The organism is Streptomyces sp. NPDC015127, from assembly GCF_043080095.1.
GTDB lineage: Bacteria > Actinomycetota > Actinomycetes > Streptomycetales > Streptomycetaceae > Streptomyces.
In genome coordinates, this window is the sequence record NZ_JBIBVE010000014.1 from 194196 (window position 1) to 206408 (window position 12213).

A 12213-nucleotide genomic window follows, 5' to 3' on the forward strand; every position below is an offset into this window, starting at 1 on the left:
TCGGAGGTTCGGACCATGCATCACAACCGTGTCCGGCGCACCCTTGTCGGCGCGCTCGCCCTGCTCACTCTCATGCCGCTCGCCGCCTGCGGCCAAGGCGGCACATCGCAGGCCGCGTCGACTCGGTCGTCTCCGTCCGCGGGGACGACGAGGCCGAGCGCGGCCGCGAAGCCGTTCGTCGGCACATTCCAGGAGCTCGAGCGCAGGTTCGACGCGCGGCTGGGTGTCTATGCCGTCGACACCGGCACCGGGCGCGAGGTCACCTACCGGGACGGCGAACGGTTCGCCTACGCCTCCACCTTCAAGGCACTGGCCGCCGGTGCGGTGCTGCGCAAGCACTCACCGGGCGGGATGGACCGCGTGATCACGTACTCACGGAACGACCTGATCCACCACTCCCCCGTGACCGAGAAGCACGTCGAGACCGGAATGACCCTGCGGGCGCTGTGCGAGGCCGCTGTCCGCTACAGCGACAACGCGGCGGCCAACCTGCTCTTCGACCAACTGGGCGGGCCCCGGGGCCTCGACGCACTACTCGCGGAACTCGGGGACGACGTCACGCGGATGGAGCGCCGCGAGCCCGAACTGAGCCGATGGGCCCCCGGCGAGACGCGGGACACGAGTACGCCGCGGGCGATGGCCGGGAACCTGCGCGCGTTCGTTCTCGGAGGCGTCCTCGGCGAGGCCGAACGCGCGCAGCTCACGACGTGGCTGCGGACCAACGTCACCGGCACCGAACTCATCAGGGCCGGAGTGCCCGAGGGCTGGGTGGTCGGCGACAAGACCGGAAGCGGCAGCGGCTACGGCGCCCGCAACGACATCGCCGTGGTGTGGCCCCCCGACTCCTCCCCCATCGTCGTGGCGATCATGTCGAACCGCGATGAGAAGGACGAGGAGTTCGACAACAAGCTCATCGCGGAAGCGGCGACCGTGGTCACCGATACCCTGTCGTAGCGGAACAGCAGGAGGCCCGAGCTCGGGGGCAGCGGCGGCACGGGACGCGGAGCAGGCGAGCCGGCCACCGGTTCACGGGGTGAACCGGGTCTCCACGTGTTGTCCCGCGCTCTCGTTCAGCGCCTCGGCGTGATCGCGGGCGGCGCGGCGTTCGGTGGCGGTGAGGGTGCCGAACGGCTCGATCGTGACGGTCACACGGCCTGCCGCGGCGCGCTGCCGCCACGTGCCGGCGATCTCGCCGCGCACGACCAGGACACCCGGGCGGGCCGTGGCACGCCAGACAGCGCCGCGGCGGGCCCGGTCGGGCAGAAGAAGTTCGCGGTCGGCGAGCTCGGTCAGCGGGTCGTGGGGCGGCAGCAGCCGTACTCCTGTGGCGGCGGGCGCGGTTCGCAGTTCGTCGAGATCCTCGTGGTGCATCCAGCCGCGCCGCCCGTCGACGGAGACCTCGTCGAGCCGGTCGCCGAGCGGGTCCCACAGCTGTCGGGCCGCCGCCGGTGTGAGAGCCAGCCACCTTGCCAGGTCCACGGGCCGGGCCGGGCCGCACCACCGCAGGAACCGCCGGACGAGCAGGCGCCGGCTCTCCTGCGGACCGGGCCCGCGCCGGCGGCCGGCGGGCCAACGGACGTAGTGGAACGGCCCCGACGTGTGCACCGCGATGCACAGGCCCGCCTGCAAGGTGGCGTAGCGGAACAGGGTGTCCTGCACATGATGTACGCCGCAGCCCTGGCACCACGGGCGCAGCTGTGCGTCGACCACCTCGTTCAGCGCGGTGCTCAGTTCGCCCTTGGTGCGTGCGCGCCGGTCCGCGGTCACCGCCCGCATCGCCTCGGCGACCTGGTCGACCGCGGCGGCGAAGCCGATGTGTTCGGCCGTCAGGTCCTCGCCGAACGGGCCGAGGTGGTCCCTGGCCAGTTCGCGGGCGTCGTCAGGACGAAGTGCTGCGGCGAGCAGCGCCAGGTCCTCGGCCCGGTGCAGGTGTGCGGCGGCGCGCATGGAGTGGACCAGGGCGAGGTGTCCGGGATCGGCACGCTCACCGCGGGCCCGCAGCGCGACGGCCGCGGTGCGGCCGGGCGGGGAGTCCTGCACCCCGGCCACCACCACGCCGTCGCGCAGCGGGTCGGCGGCCGGGTGTTCGAGATGGTGGACCGCCGCACGGTGGTTCAGTACCTGCGCGCGGGTCACCGCCACCGGCTCGCGGACGGGATCGACGGGGGACATCACACCTCCAGGGCCATGGGGGCAGGCTAGGCCCACCACCGGTCCCGCCCGCAGAACCCGGGCGACGGGCGGCCCGTGTCCGTCCGGCGCCCCCGGCAGCCCGTCAGGGCCGCACGTAAGGCGTGGTCATGATCTCCATGTTGTGGCCGTCCGGGTCGTCGAAGTAGGCGCCGCGACCGCCGAAGAGGTCGTTGGTCCGGCCGGGTTCGGTGTGGCTGGGGTCGGCGTAGTAGGTGACGCCGAGCGTTTCCAGGCGGGCGATCATGCCGTCGAACTGCTCGTCGGGGACGAGGAACGCGTAGTGCTGCGACTGGATCGGCTCGTCGCTCTTGCCGTAGTAGTCGAGTGTCACGCCGTTGCCGAGGTCGACGGGGAGGAACGGCCCGAATCGGGCACCGACCTCCAGGCCCAGGACGGCGGCGATGAATTGGGCCGACAGCTGCGGGTCGCGGGCGTAGACGGCGGTGTGGTTCAGCTGGACGGCAGTGACCGGCGAATCGTGACGGTCGTGCTGATCGTGTGGCATCGGTGAGGTGTCTCCGGGTCGTGGACTGCACTGGGACACGGCGCCACGCGCGGGCGCCGGAGGCGAGGACGCGGAGGGAGAAGGCGGGGCTCTGGCCCGCCTCGGGCTCACGCCGGGGCCGGGCGCCTCACGTGTGTATGGCCCATGGCCGACCCGGCAGTCACGCGGCCGACCTTAGTCCCGGTCGCCTGCCCGCGGCAAGGCCGGCCGTGCGGGCGGCGACCGTCTTCACCACACACCGGCGGGACGTGCCGTCGACTGCCGGCCCCGGCAACGCCGCGGCGAATGCGTGCCGGCCGGCAGACCGGCCCCATACTGCGCAACCAACGTCTGCCCGGACCCGGCCGGTGACGGCGGCCCGGCCAAGCGGGAGCCCCGCCGCACGTTCCGGCCGCCCCAGCCCGCGCCACGAACCCGCCCGGTGACGGCGACACCATCGCGGGCGAGCGCCTTACCCAGACCCAGGGGCGACGGCGACACCATCCCGGGCGAGCGCCTGCCCCGCACACGGCCCGTGACCTCAACACGATCACGGCCGTCCAGCGCCTGCCCCGCAAGGCCCGGTCGGCGACCGCGGAAACGGTCGCGGCCGGCCCAGCGCGCGCCCCGAACACGACCTGTGACCACAATCGCGGCCTGCCGAGCGGCGCCCGGAAGCCCCGGCCGGTGACGGCGACACAATGGCAGCCGCCCCGCGCGCTCCAACACGGCCCGTGGCCCGCAACACGCTCGCGGCCCACCACGCGTGCCGCGAAGACCCAGCGGTGACGGCGACACCACCGGACGAGCGCCTGCCCCGGACACGTCCGTGACCACAACGCGATCAGGGGCGGCCCAGCGCGCCCCCCGGACACGGCCCCGGCCCGTGGCCGCCGCCGAGCGCGGCCCCGCGCTCCGCGCGGTCCCGTCCTCAGCGGGGTGCGGCGCCGCGTGGCACCGTGGAGGTGGGTCCCCGTGGACCGGCCTACCGGGCGGTCCTGCACATCCGCTCGTCCGCCCGGTAAACCGCTCCCGCTTCTTTTCCACCGTTCGGCCCATCACCGTTGGTCCGTTCGGCCGAAACGGGCTCCCATGGGGAACGGGCCGCTTGCCGGCCCCGCGACAGAAAGGCACGCCGATGTACGAGATGCGCGCCGAGGCCACAGCCGACCGAGGCGAACTGATATGGCATGTCATCACCAAGGGAACGCCTGCCAGCCCCCTGTGCGGAGTCCCCCTGGAGTTGTCCACTGCCGCGGCACCGGAACACGAAGCAGCCGTCGAACGCTACTGCTCCTCCTGTATGGACGCCTTCAGCACAGCACTGCAAAGCTCATGACGCGTGCGTACGCGCTCAGTCGGCGACGACCTCGTCCGCCCCGGACGAGGTCGTCGCCGGAACGATGCGTACGGCCGGGTCCAGGCACCAGTCCAGTACGGCGGGCCAGGGCCCGTAGCCGGCGTCGAGGTCCAGATGCGCGCAGCCGGGCAGGAGGTCGCTGTCCAGGTCCAGCGGCGCCGCGAAGGCGGCCGCGGCGCCTTGCGGGCAGTAAGGATCATTGTCCGATGCGACCAGCCGGGTGCCCGCAGGCGCGGCTGCGGCGATGTGCTGCGCCGTCGCCCCGGGGTGGGCGAACGCGGCGATCTCCGGATACCCGGCTGCCGTCTCCGGCGCCGGAGGCCCCACCAGCAGCACGCGGTCGGCCAGGACCCGGCCGGGCCGGCGCGCGGCCGCGTGCAGCCACAGCAGACAGCCGAGGCTGTGGCATACGACGACGAGTTCCCGGCCCCGCACAGCCGTGAGCCGCTCGTCCAGGGCGTCCAGCCACGTCTGGAGGTCCGGCCGGTCCGGGTCGGGCAACTGGGGGTAGGAGGAGTCGTGACCGGCCTCTCTCAGCTTTCCGTCCAGCCAGCGCAGCCAGTGGCCTTCCGGGCGGTGGTGCTGCCAGCCGTGCAGCAGCAGGAAGGCGGGGCGGTCGTCTGCGTCGACGGGCATCGGTTCTCACGATCTGTGCACGAGCCGGCAGCGCGGCGGGAGCACGCGGCGTCTGCGGGCGGACGGTCCACGAACGCCGTTGTCCCGTGGTGGGGTTGAGTGATCGCTTTCTACCAGCGCCGGCTGATCGTCGGCAAGGGTGGAGCGGTGGTCGCGTACCTGGTCAGTCGGTGTCGAGTCCGTCGACCATGCGGTCCAGGAACCGGGCGAACGTGGCGTCGGGGCCCAGGGGGCGTCCGGGTGCGGAGAGCGCTTCGGCAAGTTCCGGGTGGTGGCCGTCGGCGGCGACGGCCGCGAGGTAGGGGGCTTCGGCCGCGGCCCGGTCGGACGAGTGAGCGGCTGCCGACCGGGAGAGCTCGTAGCCGACGTGCCCGGCGACGAAGCCGGTGAGCAGACTGAAGACCTCCAGTCGCGCGGCGCCGTCCAGGCCGGTGGGCCGCAGGGCGGCGAGTGCGCGTTCCAGGAAGGCCAGCGTGTTCGGGCCGAGGGTCGGGCGGGTGGTCAGCGTGGCGGGAAGCCAGGGGTGACGGAGCATCAGGGCGCGCTGGAAGTGGCCGATGGCCTTCAGGTCGGTGCGCCAGTCGCCGGTGAGGGGGTCGTCCGTCGGGAGTTCTCCGCTGACGTGGTCGACCATCAGTTCCAGCAGTGTCTCCTTGTCGGGAGCGTAGCTGTAGAGCGACATGACGCCGGCTCCGACCCGGGAGGCGACGCGCCGCATGGTGACCGCTTCCAGCCCTTCGGCGTCCGCGAGGGCGACGGCGGCCGTGGTGATCGCCTCGCGGCTGAAGGCGGGCTTGCGCCCTCGGCCGGACCGGCCGGGGTTCAGCCAGAGCTGTTGGGGGTCGACGCCTGTGGCGCCGGTCCCGTCACCGCGGGTCACGTTCTTCTGCCCTCCTTGCCGCCGGGGACGTTGGGACGACCATCCAAGCATCCCTTATTCTCGTACAACGTACGAGAATAATCCGGAGAGGACACGATGACACCGCACCCGCACGACGCCGCATCAAGGCCCGCCTGGGCCGCACCGCCCGGGAAGCCGCCGCTCGCGTCACGGATGATGAGGGCGACATGGCGCGGCCTTCCCACCAAGCGGCATGACGTCGGGTGGGAGCCGGGGCTCGTGGTCCCGGCCGCGGACGGCAGCCCCTTGGTGACCGATCACTACTTCCCCCGCGCGGAGGGCGACTTCCCCACCCTTCTCGTGCGCTCTCCGTACGGCAGGGGTCTGCCGTGGTCACCCATGTACGGCATGCTCTTCGCCGAACAGGGCTTCCACGTGGTCCTGCAGAGCTGCCGCGGCACCGGCGGCTCAGGGGGCCGGTTCGACCTGTGGCGCAACGAGCCGGCGGACGGCCGGGCCGCGGTGTCCTGGCTGCGGGAACAGCCCTGGTTCACCGGCACACTGGGCACGGTCGGCCCCAGCTATCTGGGCTATGTGCAGTGGGCGCTCGCCCTGGACCCGCCACCGGAGCTCAAGGCGATGGCGGTACAGGTCGGCCTGCACGATCCCTATGCCCTCTTCCACGAGGGCGGTGCTCTCCGTCTGGAGAACGCCCTCGCCGTCGGCCTCGGCATGACGTACCAGCACCGGGGACCGGCCCCCTTCCTCAAGGCGACACTGCGCCTGCACCGCCGTCTGCGGGGGATCACCACCGCGCGGCCGCTGCGCCGGGCGTACGTGTCCGCCCTCGGCGAAGTGCCCTGGCTGGACGACGTGATGACGCATCCCGACGCCGACGACCCGTACTGGCACGGCGCGTTCCTCGGGGAGGCGGCGGAACGGCTCACCGTGCCCACGAGCCTGACCACCGGGTGGTACGACGGGCTGGTCGACCAGACGTTCCAGCAGTTCGCCCGGCTGCGCCGGGCCGGATGCGAGAGCGCGCTGCTCGTCGGCCCCTGGACGCACACCTCCGCGCTCCAGCAGGGCTGGCCCGCCGTGTTCGCCGAGAGCCTGGCCTGGCTGCGCGCGCACCTGTGCGACGAACCCGCCGGCCTGCGCCCCTCCCCCGTGCGCGTGCACGTCGGCGGCGACGGCGGATGGCGGGACCTCGACGACTGGCCGGCGAACCCTGTCACGACCACCTGGTTCCCCGCCGCGAACGGGACGCTCACCGAGCCGGCACCACTACCCTCCGCGCCTCCGGTGTCCTTCCGCTACGACCCGGCGGACCCCACCCCTTCCGTGGGCGGGCCTCTGCTCTCGCGCGGCGCCGGGCCCCGCGACAACCGTGTCCTGGAGGCGCGGGAGGACGTGCTGACGTTCACCGGCCCGCCGCTGACCGAACCGATGGACGTCCTCGGCCCGGTCTCCGCCCGCCTGCGGATCTCCACGGACACGGGCCGCGCCGACGTCTTCGCCCGCCTGTGCGACGTGGACGCACGAGGCCGTTCCGTCAATGTCTGCGACGGGCTGACGCGGCTGCGGACCTCCGGTGAGACACCGTCGGAGGTCACCGTGCCGATGAGCGCCACCGCCCACCGCTTCGCCGCCGGTCACCGGGTCCGTCTCCAGATCAGCGGCGGCGCCCATCCCCGCTACGCCCGCCATCCCGGCACCGGCGAGCCGGCAGTCGATGCCACCGCCCTCACACCACTCCGCATCACCCTGCACACCGGATCGGAACTGACGCTTCCCGTGGAGCCGGCCCCCAGTGACGCGGACCGCCCGGACGTCAAGTGAACTCCGGAGCGGGCAGGGGAAGCTGCCCGCTCCGACGGCCTGCACGACCAATAAGAACGCAAGTTCCGCACCTCTCGAAGGCCACTTCGCCCGCACCTAGTCTCTAGCCCTCCGCGCGAGGGGCGCGTCCGGAGGGTTGAAGGAGGACGGGTATGGACGGGACACCGAAAGCGCGACGGACGCGACGATTCCGGTCGGCGTCCGGCGGGCGCCGGCTCGCCGCGGTCGCGGGCGGCTTCGCCGTCGTCGTCGCGGCGACGGCCGCCGCACCTGCCGGCGGGGCCGATGCGCGGGGGTCCGACCCTGTCGCCTGTCCGACGGAGCTCACGGCGAAGGCCACGTGCTACACCGGCCAGGACGCCAACGGCGCGTACTACGCGATCGCTCTGCCCAAGGAGTGGAACGGCTCCCTGGTCCTGCACGCGCACGGCGGCCCGGACCTGGGGGCGGCGTCGGATCCGCAGCGCAGTGTCGAGGATCTCGCCCGCTGGTCGGTCATGGTCGACCAGGGATACGCCTGGGCCGGTTCCTCCTACCGTCGGGGCGGCTACGGGACGCGGATGGCGGCGACGGACACCGAGAACCTCCGGCGGCTGTTCGCCAGGGAATTCCGCACACCGAAGCGCACGTATCTCCACGGACAGTCCTGGGGCGGGAACGTCGCTGCCAAGGCCGTGGAGATGTTCGCCTCCGACGGCGGACCGTACGACGGCGCGCTGCTGACCAACGGCGTTCTCGCGGGCGGGTCGCGCGGCTACGACTACCGCGTGGATCTGCGCGTGGTCTACCAGTACTACTGCGGCAACCACCCGCGGCCGTCCGAGCCGCAGTATCCGTTGTGGAGCGGGCTGCGCGAGGACTCGACGATGACGAGCAGCGGGCTGCGCGCCCGGTTGCAGGAGTGCACCGGTCTCGCCTCGGCGCCCCAGGACCGCACGGCGCTGCAGCAGCGCAATCTCGACGACATCCTCGCTGTCACCCGGATCCCGGAGCGGACACTGGAGTCGCACCTGCGGTTCGCGACGTTCACCTTCCGGGACATCGTCCACGGCCGGCTGGGCGGCCGTAACCCCTTCTCCAACGAGGGTGTGCGCTATACCGGTTCCCACGACGACGACGCCCTCAACGCCGGCGTGCAGCGCTTCGCCGCCGATCCTTCGGCCCTCCGGGACCTGTCCTACGACAGCGACCTCACCGGCAGGGTCTCGATTCCCGTCCTGACGCTGCACGCGATCGACGACCCGACGGCCTTCGTCGAGCACGAAGCGGCCTATCGCGCCGCCCTGCACGGTGCGGGCCGGGACCGGCACCTCGTGCAGACCTTCACACGTGAGAGCGAGCACAGCGGGCTGAGCCCTTCCGAGTACGCCAACTCCCTTGCGGCGCTGGACATCTGGGTGCGACACGGCACGCGGCCCACGCCGTCGTCCCTCGCGGCCTCATGCCCTTCCTTCGACGCCGTGTACGGGACCGGTTGCTTCTACGAAGCCGGCTTCCGCCCGGCCGCGTACGCCTCGCGCGTGAACCCGCGCCCCGGCGGCCTCTCCTGGCCGGCCATGACGGCGGACCAGGAAAGGCAGTGGAGTCGGGTCCCGGGCGTGGGCATCGCGCCCTGACCGTCACACGCGGGGCCGAGGCCGGTGCCCGCGCCGCACGAGTGCCAGGGGCGCCGAAGAGTCCGACGGCACCTAGGGCCTCTCGTTTGGATCATGCCGGGCTCGCGGGCCCTGGCACGCACGCTCGCCGCGTTGTCGTCGGTCGCCATGGCTCCGCCATTGTCTCCCTCCTCCGCCTTGCGATCGCACGCACCAGACCCCGCTCACTGATCCGGCCTGATCCAAACGAAAGACCCTAGGAGTTGCCGTCGAGACGCCTCCGGGCCCGCAGGACCGCATCGCGGAGGGTGATCTCGTGACCGTCGTGGGCGGTGACGGACCGGGTCCTGGCATCGGCGACGGCGATGTCCCACCGGTCCGGGTCGAGGCCGGCCGCGACGTCCTCGGCGGTGAAGTGCACCTCCGGCGCCGCGGCATGTGAGACATGCGGCTGAGGGGCCGACGGGTGGTGGCCGACGACGAGCAGCGTGCCGCCCGGCGCGACCGCCGCGGCCAGTCGGCGGAACAACGCGTCGCGCGATGCCGCCGGGTGCACGTAGTGGGTGGAGACCAGATCGAAGTGGTCCCCGGTGGGCGTCCAGCTCGTCAGATCAGCCTCGACCCACTCGATCCGGCTCGCGACGGCGGGGCCGAGGGTTTCGGCGTGCTCGCGCGCGCGGCGCAGGGCGGTGCCGGCGATGTCCACCGCGGTGACCCGCCAGCCGCGCGAGGCGAGCCAGACGGCGTCGGCTCCCTCCCCGCAGCCCGCGTCCAGTGCCGTACCGGGTGCGAGGTCGCCGGCCTCCGTCACCAGCTGCACGTTGGGCCGCCTGCCGTGGGCCGTGGTGTGGCCCCGGTAGCGCTCTTCCCAGAACTCCTTGCCGAATTCCTCGGACACAACGGTTCCCTTCGGTGTTTCACAGGCCGTGGCGACGGGTGCCCGTCACCAGTTCGCACACGCGTGCCTCGGATTCGGGTGAGAACGGGTCCCGGCGGGCGGCGACCGCCTGCCGGATCTCCTCGGCGACGAGATCGGCGTTGATCTGGGCCGCCGCGGCAGCGCCCGCCGCCGCGGCGCCGCCGACCTGGGCGGCGAGATCGGTGACGTTGCCCGCGACCCACACGCCGGGCACGTCGGTACGGCCGGCCGCGTCGGAGGGGATGTGCTCGCCGGCCCCCGAGGGGTGCGCCGCGGGCCGCAGTCCGAGCGCGGCGAGGAAGCCTGCGCGCGCCACCATGCGTGGCGAGACCACGAGCGCCTCGCGGCCGACCATCGTGCCGTCGCCGAGCCGTACTCCCACGAGGCGGTCGTCGGCGATCTCGAGGGACGCCACCTCGCCGTCCACGACGCGGATGCCACGGGCGGCCAGCTGTTCGGCGTCCTCCCCGGCCGGCGGCGGCATGGTGTGGGAGAAGAACGTGACATTGTCGCTCCATTGCCGGAACAGCAACGCCTGGTGCACCGACAGCGGCCCGGTGGCCAGCACACCGATGGCCCGGTCGCGGATCTCCCAGCCGTGGCAGTACGGGCAGTGCACGACGTCCCGGCCCCACCGGTCGCGCAGTCCGGGCACGTCCGGCAGCTCGTCGACCAGTCCGCTGGCCACGAGCAGGCGCCGCGCCCGCACGGACCGGCCGTCGGCCAGCGTCACCTCGAATCCCGTCCGGGCGGGCCGCCCGTCGTCACGCGCGACCGCACCGACTTCGCCGGACACCACGTGACCGCCATAAGCGCGCACCTCGGCCCGCCCGCGCTCCAGCAGCTCGGCCGGCGGGATCCCGTCCCGCGCCAGCAGCCCGTGCACGCCTTCCGCGGGGGCGTTGCGCGGGGCGCCCGCGTCGATCACCGCCACCGACCGGCGGGCCCGGGCCAGCATCAGTGCTCCGCTCAGTCCGGCGGCGCCGCCGCCGGACACCACCACGTCATAGCCGTCCCTCAGCCGATCGGTCACCGTGACCACCTCCACGGCCACCATGCGAGCCCGTGGGCCGCTGCCGCAAGCCGGGTTGCCGTTCCGGCAAAACCGGACGCCTGACGAACGCCGTCACGGCAGTGGTGTGCCGCCTGTCGCGTTCACGATCTCCGCCGTGATGTACGTCGCCTGTGGAGAGGCGAGGAACACGTAGGCGGGCGCCATCTCGGACGGCTGCGCGGGCCTGCCCAGCGGGGACTGCTTCCCGAACTCGACGGTGTCCGGCATCGTCGCCGGGATCAGCGGCGTCCACACCGGCCCGGGCGCCACCGCGTTGACCCGGATGCCGTCCGACGCCACCATCTGCGCCAGCCCCTGCGTGAACGTGACGATCGCGCCCTTCGTCATGGCGTAGTCCAGCAGGTGCGGACTGGGCTTGTACGCCTGGACGGACGTGGAGTTGATGATGCAGCCGCCCCTCGGCATATGCGGCAGGGCCATCTTCGACAGCCAGAACATGCCGTACAGGTTGGTCCGCATCACGCGGTCGAACTGCTCCGTGGTGATGGCACTGATACCGTCCGGCTGCGACATCTGGTACGCGGCGTTGTTCACCAGGATGTCGATGCGGCCGAACTCCTCCACGGCCCGCTCGACCAGCCGGCGACACTGCTCCTCCTCGCGGATGTCGCACGCCACCGGCACCGCCTTGCGCCCCGCGTCCTCGACCAGGGCCCGCGTCTGCCGGGCCTCGCCCTCCTCCTCGGGCAGATGGGTGAACAGCACGTCCGCGCCCTCGCGCGCGAACGCGAGGGCGACGGCGCGGCCGATGCCGGAGTCCCCTCCGGTGAGGACCGCCTTCAGGTCCCGCAGCAGGCCGCTGCCCCGGTAGGTCTCCTCGCCGTGATCGGGCGGCGGGTCCATCGGCCCGGTCCACCCCGGATGCTCCTGGTCCTGCCGGGGGAAGTCGGGCCGGGGGTGTACGGATCCGGGGTCCCGGCCGGCACCGTTCTCCTCGCGCACGGAGGTCTCCTTCTGGTCGGCTGCGTCGGGTGCGTCACCCCGCCTACCCTCCGACCCGCCAGGAATACGCGCAAATGGTACGTAAGGTTCCATTGGGCGGAACCGCCGAGCCGCTCAGCGGCGCCTCTCGCCGGGCCTCTGGACGGACTTCTGGGGCCGCTCCGCCGGCCGCAGTGCGTCCGCCGCCTCGCGGTCCCCGCTGTCGTCGTCGCGCAGCCGGGTCTCGGCGTCCTCGAACTCCCTCAGGACCTCCTCGGCAGCCGTACGCGGTGTGCGCTGCCGGTGCTTGTTGTGGTGACCCATCCCCGGTCTCCTCTCACGCTGGG

At 72.7% G+C, this 12213-nt stretch carries 11 protein-coding genes; 3 read left to right on the plus strand and 8 right to left on the minus strand.

Going from position 1 to position 12213, the window contains the following annotated elements:
• Window positions 1-15 precede the first annotated feature (15 nt).
• Window positions 16-954 (plus strand): class A beta-lactamase, encoded by a 939-nt coding sequence (gene bla, locus ACF08N_RS27250; protein ID WP_392327324.1) that lies wholly within the window; start codon window positions 16-18, stop codon window positions 952-954.
• Between the two features lie 72 nt (window positions 955-1026).
• Here the strand turns inward: bla and ACF08N_RS27255 are convergent, their stop codons facing one another.
• The 4 genes from ACF08N_RS27255 to ACF08N_RS27270 all read right to left on the minus strand — a co-directional run bounded on the left by ACF08N_RS27255 (window position 1027) and on the right by ACF08N_RS27270 (window position 5553).
• A complete protein-coding gene (locus ACF08N_RS27255; protein WP_392327325.1) occupies window positions 1027-2172 on the minus strand; it encodes a DNA glycosylase AlkZ-like family protein in 1146 nt (381 codons plus the stop codon).
• Window positions 2173-2275: 103 nt separating this feature from the next.
• Window positions 2276-2698, minus strand: a complete 423-nt coding sequence (locus tag ACF08N_RS27260; RefSeq protein WP_392327326.1) for a VOC family protein — start codon at window positions 2696-2698, stop codon at window positions 2276-2278.
• A gap of 1333 nt (window positions 2699-4031) precedes the next feature.
• Window positions 4032-4673, minus strand: a complete 642-nt coding sequence (locus tag ACF08N_RS27265) for an RBBP9/YdeN family alpha/beta hydrolase (protein WP_392327327.1) — start codon at window positions 4671-4673, stop codon at window positions 4032-4034.
• A gap of 163 nt (window positions 4674-4836) precedes the next feature.
• Window positions 4837-5553 (minus strand): TetR/AcrR family transcriptional regulator, encoded by a 717-nt coding sequence (locus ACF08N_RS27270; RefSeq protein ID WP_392327328.1) that lies wholly within the window; start codon window positions 5551-5553, stop codon window positions 4837-4839.
• 96 nt (window positions 5554-5649) lie between these two features.
• On the opposite strand from ACF08N_RS27270, the gene ACF08N_RS27275 reads away from it, so the two are divergent.
• Both ACF08N_RS27275 and ACF08N_RS27280 read left to right on the plus strand, forming a co-directional pair.
• Complete coding sequence (locus tag ACF08N_RS27275; RefSeq protein ID WP_392327329.1) at window positions 5650-7356, plus strand: CocE/NonD family hydrolase; 1707 nt, start codon at window positions 5650-5652, stop codon at window positions 7354-7356.
• 152 nt (window positions 7357-7508) lie between these two features.
• Window positions 7509-8972, plus strand: coding sequence for a hypothetical protein (locus ACF08N_RS27280; RefSeq protein ID WP_392327330.1), 1464 nt, complete (start codon window positions 7509-7511; stop codon window positions 8970-8972).
• A gap of 235 nt (window positions 8973-9207) precedes the next feature.
• Here the strand turns inward: ACF08N_RS27280 and ACF08N_RS27285 are convergent, their stop codons facing one another.
• From ACF08N_RS27285 to ACF08N_RS27300, 4 genes are all read right to left on the minus strand, one after another.
• Window positions 9208-9849 carry a class I SAM-dependent methyltransferase gene (locus ACF08N_RS27285; protein ID WP_392327331.1) on the minus strand — a complete coding sequence of 214 codons (642 nt, stop codon included), beginning with the start codon at window positions 9847-9849 and terminating at the stop codon, window positions 9208-9210.
• A gap of 19 nt (window positions 9850-9868) precedes the next feature.
• Window positions 9869-10927, minus strand: a complete 1059-nt coding sequence (locus ACF08N_RS27290) for an NAD(P)/FAD-dependent oxidoreductase (protein ID WP_392327332.1) — start codon at window positions 10925-10927, stop codon at window positions 9869-9871.
• Window positions 10928-10996: 69 nt separating this feature from the next.
• Window positions 10997-11887: an SDR family oxidoreductase gene (locus tag ACF08N_RS27295; protein ID WP_392327333.1), complete on the minus strand. Its 891-nt coding sequence runs from the start codon at window positions 11885-11887 to the stop codon at window positions 10997-10999.
• Between the two features lie 114 nt (window positions 11888-12001).
• Window positions 12002-12190 (minus strand): hypothetical protein, encoded by a 189-nt coding sequence (locus tag ACF08N_RS27300; RefSeq protein WP_392327334.1) that lies wholly within the window; start codon window positions 12188-12190, stop codon window positions 12002-12004.
• Window positions 12191-12213 lie beyond the last annotated feature (23 nt).

What these genes read in the sequence shown, in the direction of transcription:
- ACF08N_RS27300 (WP_392327334.1), bottom strand. Translation starts at nt 12,190, where the DNA reads ATGGGTCACCACAACAAGCACCGGCAGCGCACACCGCGTACGGCTGCC.
- ACF08N_RS27280 (WP_392327330.1), top strand. Translation starts at nt 7,509, where the DNA reads ATGGACGGGACACCGAAAGCGCGACGGACGCGACGATTCCGGTCGGCG.
- ACF08N_RS27275 (WP_392327329.1), top strand. Translation starts at nt 5,650, where the DNA reads ATGACACCGCACCCGCACGACGCCGCATCAAGGCCCGCCTGGGCCGCA.
- ACF08N_RS27265 (WP_392327327.1), bottom strand. Translation starts at nt 4,673, where the DNA reads ATGCCCGTCGACGCAGACGACCGCCCCGCCTTCCTGCTGCTGCACGGC.
- ACF08N_RS27260 (WP_392327326.1), bottom strand. Translation starts at nt 2,698, where the DNA reads ATGCCACACGATCAGCACGACCGTCACGATTCGCCGGTCACTGCCGTC.
- ACF08N_RS27255 (WP_392327325.1), bottom strand. Translation starts at nt 2,172, where the DNA reads ATGTCCCCCGTCGATCCCGTCCGCGAGCCGGTGGCGGTGACCCGCGCG.
- ACF08N_RS27290 (WP_392327332.1), bottom strand. Translation starts at nt 10,927, where the DNA reads ATGGTGGCCGTGGAGGTGGTCACGGTGACCGATCGGCTGAGGGACGGC.
- bla (WP_392327324.1), top strand. Translation starts at nt 16, where the DNA reads ATGCATCACAACCGTGTCCGGCGCACCCTTGTCGGCGCGCTCGCCCTG.